General features: G+C 57.2%; 13 protein-coding genes. 7 read left to right on the forward strand and 6 right to left on the reverse strand.

Annotation, left to right across the window (positions count from 1 at the left end; genetic code table 11):
* Window positions 1-268: 268 nt before the first annotated feature.
* From AAF358_12180 to AAF358_12200, 5 genes are all read right to left on the reverse strand, one after another.
* On the reverse strand, window positions 269-1,903 hold the full coding sequence (locus AAF358_12180; protein MEM7706307.1) for an LpqB family beta-propeller domain-containing protein: 1,635 nt from the start codon (window positions 1,901-1,903) through the stop codon (window positions 269-271).
* A 779-nt stretch (window positions 1,904-2,682) separates the two neighbouring features.
* Complete coding sequence (locus tag AAF358_12185; protein MEM7706308.1) at window positions 2,683-5,370, reverse strand: Ig-like domain-containing protein; 2,688 nt, start codon at window positions 5,368-5,370, stop codon at window positions 2,683-2,685.
* Between the two features lie 1,001 nt (window positions 5,371-6,371).
* The gene (locus AAF358_12190; protein MEM7706309.1) at window positions 6,372-7,856 is read right to left on the reverse strand and encodes a choice-of-anchor tandem repeat NxxGxxAF-containing protein; all 1,485 of its coding nucleotides are present in this window, start codon (window positions 7,854-7,856) and stop codon (window positions 6,372-6,374) included.
* 419 nt (window positions 7,857-8,275) lie between these two features.
* Window positions 8,276-9,433: a serine hydrolase domain-containing protein gene (locus AAF358_12195; GenBank protein MEM7706310.1), complete on the reverse strand. Its 1,158-nt coding sequence runs from the start codon at window positions 9,431-9,433 to the stop codon at window positions 8,276-8,278.
* A complete protein-coding gene (locus tag AAF358_12200) occupies window positions 9,421-10,401 on the reverse strand; it encodes a GlxA family transcriptional regulator (protein MEM7706311.1) in 981 nt (326 codons plus the stop codon). The genes AAF358_12195 and AAF358_12200 overlap by 13 nt, the downstream gene beginning before the upstream one ends.
* 177 nt (window positions 10,402-10,578) lie before the next feature.
* Here AAF358_12200 and AAF358_12205 point away from each other — a divergent pair, with 177 nt between their 5' ends.
* The 5 genes from AAF358_12205 (at window position 10,579) to AAF358_12225 (ending at window position 18,526) form a co-directional block, all read left to right on the forward strand.
* The gene (locus AAF358_12205) at window positions 10,579-11,682 is read left to right on the forward strand and encodes a LuxR C-terminal-related transcriptional regulator (protein MEM7706312.1); all 1,104 of its coding nucleotides are present in this window, start codon (window positions 10,579-10,581) and stop codon (window positions 11,680-11,682) included.
* A gap of 95 nt (window positions 11,683-11,777) precedes the next feature.
* Complete coding sequence (locus AAF358_12210) at window positions 11,778-14,129, forward strand: TonB-dependent receptor (protein MEM7706313.1); 2,352 nt, start codon at window positions 11,778-11,780, stop codon at window positions 14,127-14,129.
* Window positions 14,116-14,946: an alpha/beta hydrolase gene (locus AAF358_12215; GenBank protein ID MEM7706314.1), complete on the forward strand. Its 831-nt coding sequence runs from the start codon at window positions 14,116-14,118 to the stop codon at window positions 14,944-14,946. The genes AAF358_12210 and AAF358_12215 overlap by 14 nt, the downstream gene beginning before the upstream one ends.
* Window positions 14,947-15,056: 110 nt before the next feature.
* Window positions 15,057-16,478 carry an amidase family protein gene (locus tag AAF358_12220; GenBank protein ID MEM7706315.1) on the forward strand — a complete coding sequence of 474 codons (1,422 nt, stop codon included), beginning with the start codon at window positions 15,057-15,059 and terminating at the stop codon, window positions 16,476-16,478.
* A 293-nt stretch (window positions 16,479-16,771) separates the two neighbouring features.
* On the forward strand, window positions 16,772-18,526 hold the full coding sequence (locus AAF358_12225) for a hypothetical protein (GenBank protein MEM7706316.1): 1,755 nt from the start codon (window positions 16,772-16,774) through the stop codon (window positions 18,524-18,526).
* A 216-nt stretch (window positions 18,527-18,742) separates the two neighbouring features.
* On the opposite strand, the gene AAF358_12230 is transcribed toward AAF358_12225, so the two are convergent.
* Window positions 18,743-19,894, reverse strand: coding sequence for a haloalkane dehalogenase (locus tag AAF358_12230; protein ID MEM7706317.1), 1,152 nt, complete (start codon window positions 19,892-19,894; stop codon window positions 18,743-18,745).
* Between the two features lie 81 nt (window positions 19,895-19,975).
* Here AAF358_12230 and AAF358_12235 point away from each other — a divergent pair, with 81 nt between their 5' ends.
* A complete protein-coding gene (locus tag AAF358_12235) occupies window positions 19,976-21,055 on the forward strand; it encodes a c-type cytochrome (GenBank protein MEM7706318.1) in 1,080 nt (359 codons plus the stop codon).
* Window positions 21,056-21,172: 117 nt separating this feature from the next.
* Window positions 21,173-21,919 (forward strand): NmrA family NAD(P)-binding protein, encoded by a 747-nt coding sequence (locus tag AAF358_12240; GenBank protein MEM7706319.1) that lies wholly within the window; start codon window positions 21,173-21,175, stop codon window positions 21,917-21,919.
* Window positions 21,920-21,960 lie beyond the last annotated feature (41 nt).

Raw genomic sequence — 21,960 nt, forward strand, 5'->3', positions numbered from 1 at the left:
GAGTCGTAGCATGGGCTTACTGTTGCACGTGAACACAAACTCTTCGCGGACACCTCGCTGGTGCTCCAAAGCGCTCCATTCTGCTAGTACCAGGCGGCACCCCCAGCGCCGCCTCGTTAGAGCGTGACCTTCACTGCAGGAACTGGGCAGGCCAAAACCTGAGGGTGGGGGCAGTGCCAGGGCGCCCCGGACAGGACGACTTACTGTTTGGCCGCATGAAAGGATTACGTCTTAGGAAACTCAACCTTTACCTTAAACACGGCGCCAATCAACCGCCGTCGGTTGCCTCAAAGCTGTCCGCAAAAAGGTCGTCACAGCGTATATCAGCGCTGAACAGCTCCTTGACTCCGGCGGTATTCTGATCGGCGATGTATACCACCCGCTGGCCGTCAAGGGATTGCTGAAAGTCGTCGCCGCCCGAGCTTCTCACCTCGGCTCCCTCGGGAAGCGGCCTGTTGATACGACGAACGGGGCCGCTAGTGGTGAGCGACACGGCGAATAACTCCTGCTGGCCGTCGGTCAGAAAGTCGCCGGTGAAGACTAGCTGCAGGCTGTCGGGGGTGATCTCAAAATCGCGAATTCCGCCGTTCACGACGCTGGTTCCGGTCAATGACCGGTCCATGGCGCCCGCAATGGTAGTGGTGCGCAGCGATGTAGTGCCGTCTGACCCCAGCGCTCGGTAAGCGACTCTTTGGCCATCTGGCGAGATGGCGAACTCCGAGGCAAACCCAATTTGCGCGGGGCTACCGCTGATTCGATTCACCGTTCCTCCGCTAATCGGGACCGTCATGATCTCTCGTGAGTTATCGAATTCAGCATCAAACACAACCAGGGACCCGTCTGGAGTGAATTCGAAGCCTCTGACAGAGTTAATGGAGATTGCCGAAGTTAGATGAAAGGGCGTGCCGCCAGCCAGCGGCGCCGCCCAGAGTTCGGCAACGAAGGTATTGCCCGAGGCCCGGGAGATTAGATAAACCACCAGCGATGAGTCCGGGCTGATGGCGTATTCCCTCACGTCCGACTCAACCTCGGGCCCATTGACCTTGATCGGCGTGCCGCCCGCCACCGGCACGCGAAACAACTCGAACCTGTTGTCCGTTTCCTGATTGGCCTGGTACACCACCGTCGTTCCGTCAGGAGACACCTGAAACTCCGAGACGGTGCCTCGGTTGTCGGCGTTTTCGTTGAGCTGAACCCGATTGCCACTTTCGAGCTCTGCGCTGAAGAGGTCTCGAACAAAGCTGATCTCTTCGGCCCGAAAAATGACATACTCGCTATTGCTGGTAATCTCAAAGTCTCGCTCCACGCTGCGTGAGGTCTGGAGCGGACCGTTCAGCTTAAGCACCTCACCCCCGTTTATAGGGACCCGATAGAGCTCCTCTCGACGGTCAACGTCCTGGTCGGCCAGGTATACGACCGTATTGTCATCCGGGCTAATGGAAAATGAGCGAATGTCGCCTTCGTTGACCAGCGTCGAATTGAGCTTGGTTAGCGGACCACCGCCGGTGGCCGTGGTCACGCTAAAAATCTCATCGACATCCAGCGTCTCAAAGTCACCGATGATAACCGCCCGTTCGGTAGCCGAGGCAATCTGGGGAAAGGCATTCAAAAAACGGCCAGGAATACGATTGATGTCAAACAACGTGGGCGGCGCACTGCCATCCTGAGGCACGGTCAGCGCATCGAACTCATCGTCAAGTACGACGTCGGCGAGAAAGACCACACGATCGGTTCCATCCAGCGCTACCTGAAAGCCCGCGATTTCCTCCTCAGGAGCCAGCGGAGCGTTCAGCCGTACGTTCTGGCACTGCAGAACGCCCGGTGACCCGCCGGCTGATGCTGAGGATATGGTGATAAGGCTGAGGGCCAAAGCCCGCATCGTCGTCGATCCAACTGAAGTCACAGCGCGATTCCTTTTTCATGTCTATAACCTGTAGCGCGGGCAGACCGAAAAAGGGATCAGCTATTACAGCGAATGGCGGCGCGTGTGTCCGGGGTAGCGTCTGCGAGGTCTTGCGCCGCTGCGAGAAGGCCCACTGATCCAAGAAGCCGCAATGCAAAACCTGACCCTCAAATTAGACGTCGAACAAACAATTGGAAGTGCTGCTTCCCAATATCGAGTGCGTCAATGCAAGGGCAGGATTTAACAGCATACGAATCGTGAGGAACCGGAACGCAGCATTGTCGTTTTAAGCAAGCAAGTAAGGCTGCTGCTCGATCGTCCTCGTTGCGTTCCTCGAACTGAATAATTTTCACATCACCCTCTGGAAATAGAACACAGGTTTCGAGCTGGCCGCCCCTTGCCTCGATGAAGCGACGGAGTGTAGAAATGAATATATCTGCCTTCTTCTGATGCTCGGCTACAGCTGGTTGACGTAATTTCAGTGTTTCGGCCAGCTGTACCGGCGGTCGGGTCCAGGACCAAGTACCAGCTGCGTTCAAAACGTTTCGGAAACAGACAGGTGCCACACAAACGAAACCTGTTCGGGGTGACCCGGCACCTGGTCCCGGCCCCTCCGTTGTTGCCCAACCAACAAAGCGTTGAAGGCGAAGTCTAGCTGCGGCTTGAGGGATATCCCTGCGGTGCACGATTCCTCTGAGGAAGCACTCAGGCTGCTACTCTGTCAGCGGCTAGAGGTCGGCATGTCGGAACACGACGGGGCCGCTCCATTGGGCACCGTCTCATTCGAACCCACTGGCGAATAGCAGATTGGGGCGGATTTCGATAACAAAATCCACTGGTGCGGATTGATCCTGTCCGCCGTTGGCACGGCCACCGTCGTCACTGACGACAACGGTAAAGGTAGAGGTGCCGGTGGCGTCACACGCGGGCGTGTAACGGAGATTTCCGGATTCATCGAGAGTTGGCAGCGCCTCGAACAGCGAATCGTCTCCTACGCCTGTTACAGCAAACGTCAAGGCCTGACCAGACTCATCAATGGGGCCAGTCGCAGCGAGAGCCCAATTGCGTACGATTTGCGGACCACCGTTTTCGGTGACGGGCGGTGGATCGACGGCTATGAGAAGTGGCGAATCATTCACCGGATTGACGGTAATTGTAAAGTTCTGAAACTCAGAGGCGTTGTCTCCTCCTCTGTCGCTCCCGCCAGAGTCAATCACCCGGACATCGAAGCTGCTTACGCCATTCGCATCAGGCGCGGGATCATAGATTAAGTTTCCCAATGTGCCGATAGTAGGCAGAACGGAAAACAATTCCGGGTTAGAGATGTTTTCGACCTGGTAAAGCAAAGCGAACTGATCAGCCTCATTTTCAGGACCAGCGCTGAAGCTGGCCCAGTTTTCGAGAATAATGCCTCGGTCATCCTCGCTAATTTCAGGTGGCTGGGTAGCTATAAAATTCGGAGCGTCGTTTACCGGTTGGATTTCTAGCCGTATATCAACTAAATGCGGGTCCGTAGAAAATCCACCGAACGCACCAATAGCGGAGGTTATGTCGATGTTTTCGCCGGGTTCCCGCCAGCGCCCATCCCAGAGTCTCGCGGTGAGTGAACCGGCCTGCCCAAAAAAATCGGGAGCTGGAACGAAGCGCACCAGGTCCGTTGATCGGACCACCAGCGCTGACTCATCGCTAAGCTCATCGGGTAGATCGACCCAACCATCCGCGATGCTCTTGTACTGCCAGCGACCCTGAACCGCAGAACTGGCGTCTGAGATTATTGCCGCACCGCCAAATTCATCAGAGTCCAGGAACGCCGCCGCCAGCGTAAAATCAAGGGCGTTTCCATAAGACTCCAGTTCATCCTCGGTTTGGCGTCGAAGGTCAACGGCGCTGGTACGGGAGAGCGGAGTGCCATTGCCGAAAACGACGAACGCGAGGCCGGACTGCAACGCGTCATTCCTATCTCCTACCAGGAAATCGTCAATACCATCGCCGTTAACGTCGCCCGCCTTCGCGACAGCAAATCCAAATTTCTGAGAACCTTGATTCCCTTCAATAACAAACCCATTGCTGCCGTTCAGGGCAGACAAATCTAAATCTGGAGCAAAGTCAACGGTTCTGCCAAAAAGCACATAGGTTCTGCCGGCCAGCGGGGATTCGCCAACTGGTGCATTGGGTGCGCCAATCAACAGGTCATCAACGCCGTCGTTGTTAACGTCACTAGAGAATCTCACCGCGGTGCCTGAGGACTCACCGCTGTCTATTCCTTCGACGATAAAACCATTGCTGCCATCCAGCTCAGCCGCATCGATGTTTGCGGGGAATGGCGATGAGTGTCCAAAAACAACAACGCTGCGACCTGCGCCAGGTCGGCCAGCAGGACTAGCCGTTGGAGATCCCAATACAACATCTGCTATGCCGTCGCCGTTGATATCGCCCGATGCACCAACGGACTGACCTAGATTTCCCGGTGAGGCATTGTCGGTTATCGAAAAGCCATTTATGCCATTGAGACCGCCGAGACTTAGCTGACTGATCGACGGATTGTCGAACCCAAATACGACTAAACCTCCGCTTTCAGTGCCGGGCGAGCCGATCAGTAAGTCATCAAAGTTGTCGCTGTTAACATCACCGGCAGTGCTTACAGATTGGCAGGCGCTTCCGCCCAACTCAAATCCTGATAGTGTGAAACCGTCGCTACCATCCAGCCGAGATAGTTCAAGTTCAGCGGGAAAGCCCTCCGAGCGGCCAAAGACCACATAACACTCCCCTGCAGCGAATAGCCCACCTGGTTCTGCGCTGGGAGCACCGACAACCAAATCGTCTATTCCATCGCCGTTGATGTCGCCCGCCCTGCCTACGGCGCGGCCGGATCGGTCGAGCTCGTCGGCCCCGTTCAGAGCAAATCCGTTGCTTCCATCAAGACTGGAGAGATCGAGAGAAGGGGGGAACGCCGAGTTCTTGCCAAACACTACAAACGCTTGTCCGGCGTAGGATTTGCCTCCGGGCGCGGCGTTGGGTGAACCGACAATAACATCATCCAGTCCATCGCCATTGATGTCGCCAGCCGCACTCACTGCAAAGCCGGCTCGATCGAACTCGTCGAAACCGTTCAAGGCGAAGCCGTTTCTGCCGGTCAAGTTTTCGACCGAAATTTCAGTGTTCGACTGGCTTGTCCGACCAAAAATGACGTAAGCGCTACCCGCCAGCCCAATTCCGTTGGGTGCTGCGTTGTAGGCACCCACGATGATATCGGCTAACCCATCACCATTGACGTCTCCGGCCGCTGCCACTGAGGTGCCTAATCGATCCCCAGTTTCAATGCTGGAAACGACAAAACCGGCGTTGTCATAAACAGAATTCAGGTCAAGTACATTCTGCGCAAGGCCAATTCCCGCCGCCGATAGCCCCACCGCGATCGCAATCGACAGAGAGCGCAGCCTTGGTGCCGTTTGATCTCGCCCGGTCACAATTTTTCACTCGATGGTGTATACCCTTGAGGATGTTTCGGACAAATTGAGCTGAGGCTGGGAGCGTATAGATTCGGCGATTTCGGCGCAGAAGCATTACGAGTTGCTCGGGTGCGGAAGCTGTGATTTCGGAAACCCATTGATCAGCCATTTGTTCAAACCAAAACGCCTCAACTTTCTCTATTGTCGTATGCCAAGTAACGAAGCAAGGACGAAAAAGTTGCGAAATCTCAAAGCCGATAGTCCGTGCTCGGTTATCGCATGCCATAGAGTGTTGAATGTATTGCGATTTAGTAGGCGCTAGGGATCCAAGGCAGTTAATAGTGCGGGGCTGAGCGACTTAATCACTTTAGTCACGTTTCGCAGGAGTTACGTATATTTGTCGGGACAATTTACGATAAAGCCCTTTACCCGGGTTCTGCCCCGTAATTTCGGACGCATCTGAAAAGGCCTGAAATTCCAATCTGGAATTCCCACATGGAAGTCCCACGGAGCACTAGACAGCTTCGGCCTACGATTGCTGCGACCCTGCCCGAACCCCTCGCAAATCGAGCCATGAACGCCTGGACCGCACTAAGGACCTGGCGTCGGTTATTTCCGGAATTATAAAATTCGCCGGTGAACGCCTCAGTTCCATCTAAATGGCGGTAAGACGAATGACATAAGTGGTCGCAAAATCACTGACGAGATTTTGCCGATACCTGTAGCGCATGGTTATGAACTGTGATGCAAAACGCAACGGAACGCCTCGCCATAATACATTTAAAAACAATCAGTTAAAGTCAATTAGACTGGCTGTTAACCAGCGGGTCGGCGGTTCGAGCCCGTCCCGGGGAGCCAATTTTCAGCATTACTTTCAAATACTAGCGGCGTCACACCACGGCGACCTTTTGACTCGGTAAGTTCAGTGCCGGACAGTTTCCGGACCTTGCCCTACACACACGATTTACAGCCTCAATCAACTCTTTATAAGAACAGCTTCGAGACCTAACCTTGGTAACTTATGGGAGCTCAAACCCGTTGGCGAACAGCACGAGGTTGAGGTCTGCGGTGAATATGCCCGAGGTGCCGTCTTCAAACCGCAGGTTAAAGGCCAGTCTTCCATCTGGCGCGAAGCCGTCGTAGCCCCCGCGCGTAGCGAAGCCGAGCGTATCGACCAGGCTCACAACCCGAGCCTCCCCGCGCACGTCAAGAACATCGCCATTTTCAAGCACCACAAACCACTGGTTATTGGGCAAACTCGCGCTTAGGCGGGAAATGGTTCCCGTACCTCCGCTGGAGGCGATCTGCCCAAGCGCGTTGGCAAGGCTGAAACGGCCCTCTCGGTAGCCGGCGGGCAACTGATCTCCCTCCCTGGCAAGCACAGTCAACTCACCGTCGAAGTACTGCCAGATCGAGTTATCGTTTTCGAGTTCGAAGCTGATACCCGGGCCCTCCAGCAGGGCATTGAACAGCACGTGTCCGTTGCCCGAGAACTCAGAGCCCCCAAGGGATCGGAAGGTAGCCCCGGCGATTCCGGGGGCGGGGTCACCTTCAAGCGCAAGGGCCGAGAGTACGCCATCCGCAGAACGACGAAAAATGCCTCTGCGCCTCGTAGCGGGGCTACCGTTATCAGTTACGGCGGCAAAGAATAGAAGCGAACCGTCGGCCTCTAAGGACAGTCGCCCAAAAAGCAGCTCAGTGAAAAACTGAGGTGGCTCCAGGCCTGGGATTTCCTGCCCGTCGGCGATGACGAGCTCGGCTTCGCCGCGGCCTTTGCCACCCAGCCAGATGCCTGGGAACTCGCTGTCGCCGTCAGCATACTGACCGTAGAAGGCTAGAATTGGCCCTCGAACCACGCCGTCAAAGACCTGTGAGATGGTTGCACCAGCGCCTATGGAGGGCACCGGATCGCCGGTTCGACTGACCAGCGTAGGCTGTTGATCCAGCGCGGAAGCCAGATACAGGGCGTCCGTATCGGACGTGGCGCCGTCGAATATGGAGCTTGAAAAGAGGATCTCACCATCGTCGGAGAGAAAGGGAAGGAACTGAGTGAGATCAAAAACCCCGCCGCTGATTCCAGGCGCCGGATCGCCAGACACACCAAAGGCGCTAATGGTCTCCGTCTCGATGTCGGCCACCACGATGGCGTTTTTGCTGTTGCCATTAACGCCCGTGCCTGAAACTTGAAACCGGATTCCTGTAAGTCCAGCTTCTGAGATCGGATGGGGCTGGCTGGCAATGGATTCAGCCACAGATCCACCGGTACCGGGCACCACGTCACCAACTTCGATGAGCGGCATAAACGGCCCATCGAGTGTTTGCTGCGCCCAAAGTCCGCGAATGCCGCCGGCGTTCACGATCACCGCCGCCTGGCCACGACCGTTAATGGCGTAACGTTCCGGCGATTCAAACTGAACCCCTGCCCGGTCTGGCACCGGATCGCCGTCCAACAGCAGCGGGCGGATCGTAAACGGTTGCGCGCCGATGGCCACGCTGCCGAGCAACAGGCAGCTCCCAATTGCACTTATTCCAAACTTCGTCACATCGACAATCCTGGTGGGTCCAGTTATTGAAGCGCGACGCCGGAAAAAAGCGGATCACGGCGGCGGGAGATCACTCAGCACTTGAGTGAAAAAGTACACATCGCGTACCCACGAAACTGACATCCTGAACGCTATAGCAAACACCGCATAATCGATGTTTCGGGCGTCCTGAAAGCGGATGGCGGTGCGGCCCATGAACGACAGCTCCCGTAGGTCTAGGACGCTGCTCGCTGCCGGAGCGCTAAGTACCTGGTTTGCTCTTCCAGCCCTAGCCGCTGTCGCCAAGACGTTCAAGCATCTCCGCCAGCTGAGCAGCTAGGCCCAGGCCATAGGCACCGGTAACCTGACTCACAAAATCGGAGCATGAATCTAGCGTTTCCCTAATCAGCCAACACATCATCAATCGCTGCGTTCACCTTCGCTTCGCAGCTGTCCATGGGATTGTTGGAGAAGCAAGCAATAACGATGCCCGATTTGGGGAACGCGACACTGAATGTGGATGTATCGATGTCGCCTCCCGAGTACCACAGCGACGGTTGGCCGCCATGAACTCCATGCACAAGACCCAAGGCATCGTTTGTCTTGTCATGATGAAAGGTTCGGCGCCTCTTCATTAAAGACCAGAAGTGTTGACCGAAGACGTCATGCGAGAGTAGTTCCGCCTGCCATTTCCTCCAGTCACTCATGGTGCTCATGACGCCGCTGCCACCATAATGCGGCGAGTTTCTGCGAATCGTCATCAGTGCGTCGCCTGGAGCTACCTGGATGCCCGCATGCTGCGTTAACTCCCGTATGGCCTCAGATGAGCGCGGCAGATAGGCGTTGGCACGCTGTGGAATCACCGAAGTAACGTCGTCGTTGACGATCGAGTGATCCATTCCCAGAGGCTCGAACACCTTCAGCCGAACCACCTCGCGAAACGGTTGGTCATAGGCTTCCGCAACGATTCGTGCGATGAGCATGTAGTTGATGTTGGCGTACTGCCAAGCCGTTCCTGGCGCGAAAAGGAGATCTGGTACCGATAGGCTCGCTTCGATGGCATCGTCCGTAGTGAAGTAGTGGAAAGTCGTCCACGGTTGTCCGGATTTCCTCGGCACTGCGGTGTATTCGGTGAGTCCACTCGTCATATAGGCAAGATGGGCGATGGTAAGGTCTTGGCCATAGTGCGCGGCCGCTGGAACCCACCGGGCCACGGCATCGTCAAAACTGACTCTTCCATCCTTTACAGCGTGGACCAGCGCTGCGGCGGTGATCTGTTTGGAGAGCGATGCAAGATGGAAAATCGTGCGATCTGTGATCGGTGTCGCCTGTTCGATATTTGCCGCGCCAACGCTTTCCTCACGAATGATCTCCTCTCCGCGCGAGACGCTGAGTATGTAACCCGGAGCATCCATTCGCTCGTCAGCATCAACCTGCCCGGCAAGGGCGGTGCCAAGGATGTCGTTTCCCCGCTGTTGCAGAACAAGGGCCGAGATTCCGCATATCATTAGCGCAGTCGCGAGCAACACTCGCCACGTCATTGTTCTTACGTCACGCATTTGCCAAATCTTTCGCGATAGACCGAGGGCGCGGTGCCGAGGAGGCGCTCAAAAGCACGCCGGAACGTGTCGGCGTTGCTATACCCCACATCGCGAGCGATGCGATCGATTGGGGCCGTTCCTCCTAACAGAGCTTGAGATGCCGCCTCGACGCGCATGCGTTCGATGTGTTGCGTTGGTGTCTCTCCGACTAGCTGCGAGAAACGTCGGCGGAATTGTCGCTCACTCAAACCGACGCGTTCGGCGAGCATGAAAGAGGAAAGCCCCTGCGCGAGGTTGTCCGCCATCCACGCGATGAGTTCCGAAAACTCTCGGCTCCCGGCAGATTGGCTTTGAAGCACCGTCGAGAACTGGCGCTGATCACCGGGTCTTTTCAAAAACACCACCAGGTGCCTCGCGACGTCGGACGCAACTTCCGGACCCAGGTCGTCCTCTATCAAGGCCAGCGCAAGGTCAATGCCCGAACTCACTCCTGCTGCCGTAAACAGCTGACCCGTTCTGACGAACAACGCGCCGCGGTCGACCCTTAGAGCGGGAAATTTCTGCTGAATGTCGTCGGCATGATGCCAGTGAGTCGCGACGCGTTCTCCATCGGCCAGCCCGGTCCTTGCCAGGATGTACAAACCGGTACAGATGCTGCCGTAGCGTCTGAGGTAACGCGCCTGTTCCCTGATCCAATCGACATTTTCTTCGGGGAAGGAAGCCGCTCTTGAACCCTCGCCGCCCGGAATAACCAGCGTGTGCAGTGGTGGACAATTTGAAGTAGAGGTATGAGGCTCAATGCGCGTACCGTTCGACATACCCACCGGCTTTCCATCATGGGTGATGACGACGATCTCATAGGGTTGTAAGCCTATCTTGTTGAGGTCATTCGCCTCGTTGAACGCATCGATAGGTCCAAATAGGTCGAGTGCCTGCACGTTGTCAAAGGCAAGAAAGCCGATTCGCTTTGGTTGTCTTGAACTCATGCAAAAATGCTAGCACCAGCATGCCGTGTCCGTCAGGTCATATAGCAGGAAAAATTGGACAACGTGGCCATAGGTTGTTCTCTCGACTCCAAGGCGCGTCTCTGATTTTGGTGAAAGCCACTTTTGACACTACGGAACGCGTTGCCTCCATAAACGCAGAGCTCTTACAATCGGAGCATGTCCCTTCTAACTGGACAACAGCTCAAATCGGTAATTCGGGTGGGTCACCTCTCCCAGGAATGCGTCTGCGAGGACGACTTCTCTGAGATTATGACCAAAGAAATATTGCGCGCTTTCGACTCAAAGTCCGGCGTATTTCTGGAGTTCGAGTCCACCGGCGGCGAGGTCCGGCTGGGAGACTCCATTTCCTTTGGTTTAGACAACGTACACTCGACTCGCTACAGCGATCACTACCATCATTTGGACCCCTGCTACCAAGCGTTCGCCCTGAAACAATCGGGGGGAGAGCAGGCTTCGATCTCGACTGCTCAGATAGTCAGCAGCCAGCGCGAATTCATGAATTCTGAGTATTACCAGGACTTTCTCAGGCCGGCTAAGGTCCATGAGAGCATGATTTTTGGTCTCGGAAGCTCTAAAGCTCCGGTCGGGCTTATGGGCCTCCATCGGCGGCACGGCCACACATTCTATTCTGACGCCGAGCACACGATGGTGCGGCTTATCCGTCCGTACCTGACCGCGGCGGTGAGGTATCGGCAGCGCGAACGTGAGCTTGCACGCCAGCAACGGCTGAAGAACCTTCTTCTCCAGTCTTCCAGCATTCAGGGCTATTTGCTGTTGGACCAGCGTTTGGTTTGTCTCGAATCCCAGGGCAACCTGGGCGTGCTGGACAGCACCGCACTGCGAGACCTGACCCGCCAGGCCGGAGCCTGCGTCGAAGAGGCCCTGCCTGGCCGTCTGGTTTCTCATCTTCGCAATTGCCTGCAGGACCATGAGATCAGCCATCTCGAGATGTTCGACAACCTGTCACCCAAAGATCAGGTTCGGGTCGCCGTGATTGACGCGGAACAGGGCGACCGCAACATCCTGATTACCGTTCTGAATCCGAATACTCATATATCCAGCGATGACCGGATACGGTATTTCGGCCTGACTGCACGCCAGGAAGAAATTGTGCATCTTGTTGAGCAGGGCCTTACCAACGCTCAGATTGCCGCTTTGCTCAGCATCAGCAGCAAGACCGTCATCAACCACCTCACCGAGATTTATCAGAAGACTCGGACTCACAACCGCACTAGCCTCCTGCGTCAGCTGTTCGTCTGAGTCGACTGCAAAAACAGCTCTAGGAGTACATTCCTATGGCTGATGCGACTTGCCCGAGCTACCCTGTAGCGTCGCGTATTTTTCTGGAGGGCCCCATGTTGAAGCTTAAACGACACAACGCACGAAGCGTGCGAATGCTGGTGCTGCTTGGCGGTGTGCTGGCGGTTCAGACGAGCCTTGCGCAGAACGCGCTGGAAGAAATCGTCGTGACAGCCACCAAGCGAACTGAGTCTTTGCAGACCATCCCCTTGAGTATTTCCGCCATTTCTGGCGAGGAGCTTCAGGCTCGCGGCATGACGGAGTTCTTCGACTACGCGGTAACCATTCCCAACCTGTCTTTTGGTGCGGCTACCGACGGCGTCTTGTCGGGTCGTTCTATCTCATTGCGGGGCATACAAGGCAGCAATACAACCGGCTTTTACATCGACGATACGCCGATCACTGAGACCATCGACCCCAGAATTCTGGAGGTAGAGCGAATCGAAGTACTCCGAGGCCCTCAGGGAACGCTGTATGGCGGACGATCGCTGGGCGGAACGATCCGTCAGATAACGCGCCAGCCGCAATTCGATGTCTCCGAGAGCCGGCTGCGCACAGGCTTATCCAGCACCGACGAGTCTTCCGATCTGAACTTCGTTGTCTCGGGTTCGACCAATGTGCCTCTGTCTTCCTCCGCAGCTGCCATCTTTTCGATTCTCTACGAGGAAAATGCGGGAGCCTTTGATCGTGCCGTCGGCACCATACCCGATCACTTGGGTGCTCCGGCGACGCTGGATGGATCCCCGCGCTCGGTCCGCCGCGACGTCGATGACCGAACCACATTGGCAGCCCAGGCCAGTTTTCTCATCGAGACGACCAGCGGGTGGTCGATTGCGCCCAGGCTGATGTACCAGAAAACCGAACTGGACGGCTTTCCGCTGGCCGACATAGATCCGGACAACTTCACCCAGAATCGCGATTTCGACACTCCCGAGGGGGGCGAAGACGAGTGGTATCTGGCGACGCTCAATTTGAAAAAGGACTTCTCGGCGGGGAGTTTTGTGTCGGCAACGTCCTACTTTGATCGCCAAACCTTCGAATTCGAGGGGTCGGGCTCATTTATCAACTTCCTGCAGGCGCTTCCCGGCGAGTTTGGGGGCTTTGGTCTGTTCGACGTAATCCCGGTCACACCCGTTGCCTCGCCGATCTTCCAAACGCTGAATTTTGAGTCTTTGACTCAGGAATTTCGTTTCGCTTCCGATCTCTCGGGCCCAATGAATTTTGTTGTCGGTGGGTTTTATCAGGACACCGACGACGACGAGGCGTTTCAACCGAGAAACATCGCTTCCGGTCTTGAAGACAACTTCCGGTTGCTGCAAACGACACTCGGGATCCCAGGCCCTATCGAAGACATCTGGCCTTTCGGCGACCTGGTTTTTACGTCGAATCGGCCGAGCTCGGTAGAGGAGCTCGGAGTCTTCGGGGAAGTAACCTACGACTTCAACGACCGGTTGACTGGGACGTTTGGTGCGCGCTGGTTTGACACCCAGGTAGAGTTTTCCGAGCGTCAGGCGGGGCTGGCGGCGGGCGTACCCCTGGCCAACGACGCGAGCCTGGACACAATCGCCGCAACAACTGGCGGTCAGACTGACAGTGGGTTTATCTTTAAAGCGGCGTTGGAATATGAGCTGGGCGACAGTACCTACCTCTATGGTTCTGTGGCCGAGGGATTTCGCATCGGCGGCGCCAATGGCCTGATTCCCGATTCCCTGGGCTGCCCGCAGAACCTCATCGACCTAGGGCTTGAAGGCGTCGACACATCACAGTTTGAGTCCGATGATCTGGTGAGTACCGAAATTGGTCTCAAAATGGAGCCGACAACCTGGTCGAGGCTCAACGTTTCGCTGTTCCATATTGACTTTGAGGATATCCAACAGCCTGTTCAGCTGACCTGCGGCTTCCAGTTTGTCGGAAACTTCGGCGCGGCTCGAAGCCAAGGCGTGGAAATCGAATACACCGCCCGCCCAACCGACCGATTGGGCCTCTCGCTGAACTTTGGCTATACCGATGCCGAATTTACCGAGACAACCTTTGGGGGTGCACTCAACTCAGACGGTGACGCACTGCAGTTTGTGCCGGAAATCACGGCCTCCGCCGCCTTTGACTATCTGGTGCCCAACGCCTGGGGCGCGTTCGATCTGATCGTCAACGGAGACTTTAGCTACGTCGACGACAGCATCAGTCGAGTCAATTCCATCGAGCGCCCCCGCGACTCGTATGAGTTTGCCAACCTACGCTTCCGGCTGGCCAATGATCGGTATGGGTTTACGTTTTTCATTCGTAACCTGACCAACGACATTGCCAACCTGGCCGACAATCGATCGTTGGCAGCCGAAACGCCCGGGCGCCCGCGGTTTGTGGTTTCCCGACCGCGTACGGTTGGCCTGGAGTTCAATGTCGATTTCTGAAGACAGTACGGCGGGCGAACATGTTTCGCTAAGCGACGGTACGCGGCTCTACGTCGAGCAACATGGGAGTGAAGGTGTGTGCCTGGTGATGATCCCGGGCTGGGCCTACAGCTGTGAGGTGTTCAGACCAGCCCTTCCCTACCTGGCAAAAAATCATCGTGTTGTGATGTACGACCCTCGAGGTCACGGCCGCAGCTCAGCAGCCAGTGATGGTCACAACTACCGCCAGCACGGTGACGACCTCGCGGAGTTAATAGGTTTGCTCCGCCTGCATCAGGTTGTGCTGGTGGGCTGGTCGCTGGGCGTCTACGATGCTCTGAGCTACGTGCAAGCCTATGGAAACGAGGGCGTCCTGGGACTCGTCCTGGTCGACGAATCTCCTCAAATCATCCGAAGCGACGAGAATGCATGGGGCGAAGGTTCCGAGGAAGAAGTCGCCGGACTGATTAGCCTCGTCCGCAGCAGTTTTCTTGGGTTTTTCCGGGACTATATGGTGAGCGGTTTCGTGGAGCCGCCGCCTGGCGATGTGGTCGACAGGTTTGTCGATGCGGCGGAAACGCTTACGGCGACCCAGGCCGCTGACTTGCTGCAGGATGCAACCCGATATGACTTCACAGATCTACTCAGAAGCTTGGACGATGTGCTTCCGATACTCCATGTTCTTCGGGAGGACTGGTCGGTGCAGGCGACTCGCTGGATCGAGCAGAATCAGCCGTCGGCCAATCACTTTACGCTGGGCAATCACCTGATGCTGATGGAATTTCCCGATCAGTTCTCCAACCGGGTGATGCAGTTTGTCGATTCCGTGGGCGCGTGACCGAGTATTCACCGCAGAGATTGCCGTGGTCCAAATTGCTGGTCATTGCTGCCGCTGCCCTGCACCTAGCGTCCTGCGGCTCAGCTCAGAATCAGACGCTTGAACCCGCGTTGAATCCGACGGAGTTGACCGCCAGCGAGGCTTTGCCTCTGCTGCGCTCTGGGCAACTGAGTGTCGAGGCCTACGCTACGAATCTACTGGATCAGACCCAACAGCACAGCCAGTCTTTCAATGCGTTTCTAGCCGTCGACCGAGCGGCGGTGCTGGAAGCATCCCGGCAGGCCGATACGCAGCGGGCCAACGGCCAGGCCCAGGGCGCGCTCTTTGGTATTCCCATCGCTCTGAAGGATCTCATCGTTACTAGAGACCTCCCGACGACCTTTGGCACTGCTCATTTTTCGGGTTATCAGGCTGAGCGCAACGCCCCGCTTGTCGATCGACTGCTGGCTGCCGGGGCGATCATCATTGGGAAAAACAACAACCAGGAGTTGGCATACGGATCCAATGGCTACAACGCCCACTACGGTCAACAGCTGAATCCCTATGACTCCGCGCGCATCGCCGGCGGCTCCTCTGGCGGAGGCGCGGCCGCCGTCGCGGCACGGATGGTTCCGATTGCGCTCGGGAGCGATACGGCCGCATCGATTCGAGTGCCGGCCGCATTCACCGGACTCTACGGATTTAGACCCAGCACCGGACGCTACGACCTGTCCGGCGTTTGGCCCATCGCACCGACGCTGGATACCGTTGGGCCGTTAGCGCGTTCTCCCCAGGATCTGACGCTCATCGACTCCGTACTGGCTGACGATTTCTCCGAGCTGCCGAAGCTAAACCTTAGGAACCTGCGGCTAGGAGTGCCGCAAACGTATTTTCAGGTCAGCAGCAGCCAGGAGATGCGGAAAACCTTTGAGCAGTTTCTTGGGCGCTTAGAGCAGGCAGGAGTGACGCTCGTACGCGCCGACCTTCCGCGGGCAAGAGAACTGACTGACGCGGGCCTTTACCCCATTTTGTTTCATGAAACCTACCCTGCGGTGACCGCGTTTCTGTCTCGCTGGGCCCCTGAAACAAGCATCGAAACGTTGCATCAGTCGCTCGGCTGGGACGTCAAGGTGTTGTGGGATGAATTTGTGATGCCGAACGCACCAGGTGCTATTCCGGAAGCCGTCTACCGAACCGCTATTGAGGAAGTTCGGCCGGCCATGCAGAAGAGCTACGACGATTATTTTCGGCAGCATCGGGTGGCAGCACTGATTTTTCCGGCAACGGCCGATTCGGCGCCGCCGGCCAATCCACCAAACCCTCAGGAAACCACGATCGACGGCAAGACCGTTTCTATTTTCGTCAACGACGAAAATTCTAGCCCAGGGGCGCTTGCGGGACAGCCAGGCGTGGTGCTCCCGATAGCGTTAAGCAGTCAGGGATTGCCGCTAGCGGTTTCGCTCGATGGAAAGCGTGATCGAGACAGGGAGTTATTGGCGGTTACGGAACTCCTTGCGACGTTGCTTACCCCGTTGTCGCCGCCTCAACTTTGACTCAAAGCCCGACTTGCGGGGTCAGATGAATGAAGCCTATCGGCTAACCATTTGTGCCTCACTAGTCTGACTCTGACGGCTTCGACGCCAAAATTTTATCGGCTGTTTCGCGGGCTTGACCAGCGCAGCGATCAGGGCATGAGCTCCACTCGAGGATCAGGACTCAAGGATTTTGTCGTTTTCTACCGACTTCTGCGTAGAATCTTCTCGAACAGACCACGTTAGAAATGACCTTGTTATTCGTTGATCGGCCGTGACCTGTCAGTCGACGCCTGGTATCCCAAGGAAGCCTCATGCCAAAACCACTACTGACCATCCTTCTGCTCGCGGGACTGAGCTTCGACGCGATCGCCCAGCTTTCCAGCACCTTTACCTACCAGGGGCAGCTGGAGTCGGGCGGCCAGCTCGCCAACGGCAACTTTGATTTCCGTTTTGTTTTATTTGACGCGCCCTCGGACGGCGCCGAGGTTGGAATTCCGTTCGAGATTGACTCTGTTAACGTCTTGAACGGTACCTTCATCGTGGAGCTGGATTTTGGCGACACGCCTTACGACGGCACCCAGCTATGGCTGGACATCGCCGTCCGCCCCGCTTCGGGACCCGGCGAACCTTACACCGGGCTCACGCCGCGGCAAAAGGTTACCGCCGTCCCCTATGCGCTCCATGCCGACATGGTGGCAACCAACGCGATTTCCGCCGCTGAGATTGCCGACGGCGCCGTGGGGCCCGCCGAAATCGCGGGCGGCGCTGTCGGCGCGCCGGCTTTGGCCGGGGCAGCGGTAGGTACACAAGCGATCCAGGACGGAGCAATTACCCAGGCAAAGCTTGCGGCCAACTCGGTTTCGTCGGCGCAGGTGGTTGACGGTAGTCTCGGCGCCGCTGACGTCGCGTCGGACCAGATCCAGCTGCGCGTTCGCGGCTCCTGCGCTGCGGACACTTATCTCGCAGGCGTTAACGCCGATAGTTCGGTGCAATGCGTCGGATTGCCCTATGGGCTTGCCCGGTCCGTCACCTCAAATGTTGGAACTTTTGGCGGTGAGGTTGCTGTGGTGGTGGGCGATGGAAACCGTCCGCTGGTTTCCTTTTACGACGGGCTGACCACCGCCCTGCGTCTCCTGGACTGTCTCAACGACGTCTGCAGCGCAAGCGAAACTCGCACGCTGGACAACAACGGGGTGGTCGGCCGCTTTTCCGATATGGCCCTGCGGGCCAACGGTCTGCCGGCGATCAGCTATATCGATAGCGGCGGTGATCAGCTTAAGTTTTATGACTGTGCCGACGCGCGTTGCACGACAGGCGTGGCACGAGAACTGGCCGGCGTGGGAACCGCCATCCAGGCAACCAGTATCGCTGTTAGAAACAACGGCCGCCCCATCATCAGCTACCACAACGGAGTCACCGACTCCCTAAACGTCTATGACTGCACGAACTCCACATGCACCATCGGCACGGCCCGGACGCTCGACGCCACCGCGTCCGTGGGCTTTCAGTCGAGCGTCGCGATCGGCGTGGACGGGTTTCCCGTCATCAGCTACTACGACGGTGACAACGACCGACTGAAACTCTACGCCTGTAACGGCAGCACCTGCAGCGCCGGTGCGGCTCGGACCCTCGATAGCGACGGCAACGTCGGTTTGTTCACGGCAATCGCCATCAAGTTAGACAATTTCCCCATCGTCACCTACTACGACTCTACCCTTGACCAGCTGAAGGCCTACCGCTGCAGTAACTTCGTTTGCTCTTTTGGCACAGACGTTGTCCTGGATACGCTGAGCAACGTCGGCGGATTCAGCAGCATTGTGGTTCGGCCCGGCGGCTTGCCGATTGTGAGCTACATCGACAACACCAACGGCGATCTCAAGCTTTACGACTGCCTGGACAGCAACTGCAGCAGCGGCATCGCCCGGCGCCTCGACCAGCGTACCGTACTGGCCGGCCCCACCAGCATCGCGCTATCTGAGGAAGGTTTTCCGATCATCGCCTACGAGGACAACACGTCGTCCACGGTTCGTCTGTATCGCTGCGGCGATGCAGCCTGCGAACGGTAATCGCAGTTTCTAATCATAAGGGTTCCGCACACGGTGCCAGGTCCGAACGGCAGTGTTAAAGGGTAGCTAAGGCCTAAGACGGTCTGGGATCAGAGAGCCCCGATGTCACGTACGAGATTTTGGCAAATTGAGCGATGTTCGGTCGTCTCCTGTTGCGGAACGTATGGTCGGGCGCCGGTACGAGCCCTTCCCAACGAACAGACTTCCCAAGCTCTCTTAGCGCGATCGTCGGTACCAATCTGCTAGCGCTCGTCCAATAGCGTACGGCTGGTCCTCCTGCACAAAATGACGGCCAGCACCGATGTACGTCACCTCGATGTTTTTGGCCTTTCCGACCCAGTAATCGGCGGTGCTCGGCGGATTCAACGTGCCGGGGCGCGCATAGAGAAAAAGCCAGGGTATATCGGTCTGCTCCAGCCACTGGTTGTAGGCCGAGACCACGGCTTTCGTATCCGTCGGAACGCCGCCGATCGGCATCATCGCCGGCCAGCTCGCGAGAAATTTGCGAGACTCCGACGTGCGGAACGGCATTCGGTAGTGATTGTGGATCTGCTCGGTCAGCGGCCTCACGACCGCTTGCGGTAGCGCGGACTCGATAAAATAGTTTTCCTCGATGATTTCCCGCGGGCCACTGACCGGCGCCCGCACTCGCCGGAAAAAGGCCGCAGAACCGGGCTGCAGCGCATCGTAGCTATCCGCCGGCATCGTGGGCGCTACAATCGCTTCCATCGTGGCGATGGCGCGAACCTTGTTTGGATGCAGACGAGCATAGTGCAGGCCGAGCGCTGAGCCCCAGTCGTGCATGACCAGCGTAAGGCGTTCCAGGCCCAGTGCGGCGATGAACCCAGCCACCAGCTCATAGTGCTCCTCGAACGTCATCGCTGACTCCTGCGCCGCGGATTGGCCAAAACCCAGCAGATCCATAGCAATAACTCTGCCCTGCCCCTCCAGATGCGGCATGACGTTCCGCCAAAGATAGGACGACGTCGGAACACCGTGCAGAAACAGGATCGGGTCACCCTGGCCCGCCTCGACGTAGGCCAGCTCAAACCCATGCACGGTGACGCCTTTTCTCGGAAGAGTCGGCTCGGACTCAATGGGCAGGGGTGGCGCCTTAAAGCCCGCATAGGCCTCGTTGGCGCCCGACCCCGAGGCGAAGGCCAGTAGGCAAACAAGAAGCCATGTCGTTGTTAGCCGATTGAAGGATCGAGTTATTTCTCCTCTATACGCGCGCAAGTCGGGCATGACGGTTATGCACTCCGTTGTTTGACGGCAAATCGCTATAGCAAAACGCATTAGCCAAACGGGCTGTGGAAATGTCGACGGACCCCCCGGACAGATCGACCAATCCTCAAAGAGCGGAGTCATCGAATGCAGCCCCAACCACCTAACCGAAGCGGGATCTGATAACGTGGTCGACGGTACACGTTGAGAACCGGAGCAAGCTGAATGAAACAGGTGTGGAGTCGAGTTTTTCTTGTCGTTGCTCTAGTGGCTGGAAGTGCTGCCCAGGCGGCCTGGGAGCCACCGGCACTCAGCGAAGAGGACACTCAGCGTGCCGAAAACATGTACCAAACCTACTGCGCGCTCTGTCACGGCAAGGATCGCGAGGGCTATGCTGCCGATCACGCCCCATCCCTTCGATCAAAATCCCTCCTGAGCACCGGGCTGCCCAACTTCGTTTACATGACCATCGGTTGGGGTCGCGCAAACACCGCGATGGAAGGCTACAGTGAAGAAATGGGCGGGCCCTTAAGCCGGGAAGATATCGGGCTGTTGACGGTCTGGCTGGCCCAGGTAGAACCGGTTGAGTTCATCGAGTTGTCCAGCAAATCAGTTGCCGGGGATGCCGCGCGAGGCGCTACGATCTATGCGGAAAACTGCGCCGAATGCCACGGTGAAACGGGCCAGGGTGTCACCGCGCCCTCGCTTGGCGATCAGGCCCTGCTCGCCCACGCCTCCGATCAGTTTCTGCGTTACGCCGTCGTCAACGGCCGCGATGGCACGCCGATGAAAAGCTTCTCGGATGTGCTCAGCGACGAACAGATCGACAACGTGGTGGCCTACCTGCGCAGTCAGTCTTCCGGCTGGAGCCCGAACCCACCGAAGCTTGTGAGCCCACCCTCACCCGATCAGTACGTACTGAACCCGGAGGGCGAGACGCCCACTTTCACGCTGCGGGAGGATCGCTACGTGCCTGCGGCCGAGGTGGTCGCGGCACTGGAGCAGAAAAAACGGTTCATTTTGCTCGACACCCGTCCCGCGTCAGCCTGGCAGCGCAGTCATATCCCCGGCGCTGTGCCCATGCCTTATTACCGGGAAAAGGAGCGTGCGGGAGAGAATCTACCCAACGACGGCACGTGGATTGTCGCTTACTGCGCGTGCCCCCATGCCGCCTCAGACTTTGTCATCAACAACCTCCGCGAACTCGGCTACCAGAAAACCGCTGTCATCGATGAGGGCATTCTGCGCTGGACGTCGATGGGGCTGCCGGTGACGACCGGGGCGGCGATGGCGCCGGACGGTTAACGCGAACTTGCCATCGTTGGATTGATTGGAGGCACCCGCTTGCCGACGGGTCTTCGCATGCGAAAATTTTTCATTGGGATTTTGGTCGTTGTCGCCCTCGCCTAACTCGGCCTTTTCTTGGCGCGTGCGGGAAACGCCACGCTTGATCACGGCGATGAGCTCGACACAGGCATGTACGGAACCGTAGCAATCTTTGGCGCCACCGGAACGATCGGAGACGGCCTGCTCAAGGCAGCGCTCAACGATCCCAAGGTGAAGGCGATTCGGGTGATCACCCGCCGACCATCACCACGTATCGAAGCGGGCGTTGCTACCGGCAGAGTCACCATGACCATCCACAAAGACTACCTGGACTATGCCGGGCTTCTCGACTCGCTCGCCGACGTCGATACGGTTTTCTGGGCGATTGGTATCAGTTCGAGGGGTGTCGATGAGCAGAGGTACCGGGAAATCCACGTGGACTACCCTTCTCGGTTCTTGACGGAGTGGATGGCCGTGAGCCAAAAGCCCAGCGCTTCGTTCCACTACGTCAGCGGTAGCGGTGCTAAGGCCGAATCCCGCATGATGTGGGCTCGAGAGAAAGCGCACGCGGAATCGCAGCTGGCTAATCTTGCTGCCGGTTCAAACGTCCGGGTGGTGTCCTATCGGCCGTCCGCCATCCTGCCGACCGAGGCCGAGGCAAACCTCGGCCATCGCTTGCTTTACGCCGTCCTTTCCCCGATCAAAGCAGCGGTTGCCGCCGAGTCAATCGGACGGGCGATACTGGAAGTCAGCGCAAGAGGCGAGGACTATCCCAATGGGACCATCCTGGAAAACCCACAAATCATTTCACTCGATACGGCGTATCTCGAACGCCATCCGTAGCGCGAACCCGACGGACGAGGCGCATGGGCATTCCCGTGCTG

The organism is Pseudomonadota bacterium, assembly GCA_039033415.1.
In the GTDB taxonomy this organism is placed as follows: domain Bacteria; phylum Pseudomonadota; class Gammaproteobacteria; order Xanthomonadales; family SZUA-38; genus JANQOZ01.

What these genes read in the sequence shown, in the direction of transcription:
- AAF358_12215 (MEM7706314.1), top strand. Translation starts at nt 14,116, where the DNA reads ATGTCGATTTCTGAAGACAGTACGGCGGGCGAACATGTTTCGCTAAGC.
- AAF358_12205 (MEM7706312.1), top strand. Translation starts at nt 10,579, where the DNA reads ATGTCCCTTCTAACTGGACAACAGCTCAAATCGGTAATTCGGGTGGGT.
- AAF358_12195 (MEM7706310.1), bottom strand. Translation starts at nt 9,433, where the DNA reads ATGCGTGACGTAAGAACAATGACGTGGCGAGTGTTGCTCGCGACTGCG.
- AAF358_12235 (MEM7706318.1), top strand. Translation starts at nt 19,976, where the DNA reads ATGAAACAGGTGTGGAGTCGAGTTTTTCTTGTCGTTGCTCTAGTGGCT.
- AAF358_12210 (MEM7706313.1), top strand. Translation starts at nt 11,778, where the DNA reads ATGTTGAAGCTTAAACGACACAACGCACGAAGCGTGCGAATGCTGGTG.
- AAF358_12230 (MEM7706317.1), bottom strand. Translation starts at nt 19,894, where the DNA reads ATGACTCCGCTCTTTGAGGATTGGTCGATCTGTCCGGGGGGTCCGTCG.
- AAF358_12225 (MEM7706316.1), top strand. Translation starts at nt 16,772, where the DNA reads ATGCCAAAACCACTACTGACCATCCTTCTGCTCGCGGGACTGAGCTTC.
- AAF358_12200 (MEM7706311.1), bottom strand. Translation starts at nt 10,401, where the DNA reads ATGAGTTCAAGACAACCAAAGCGAATCGGCTTTCTTGCCTTTGACAAC.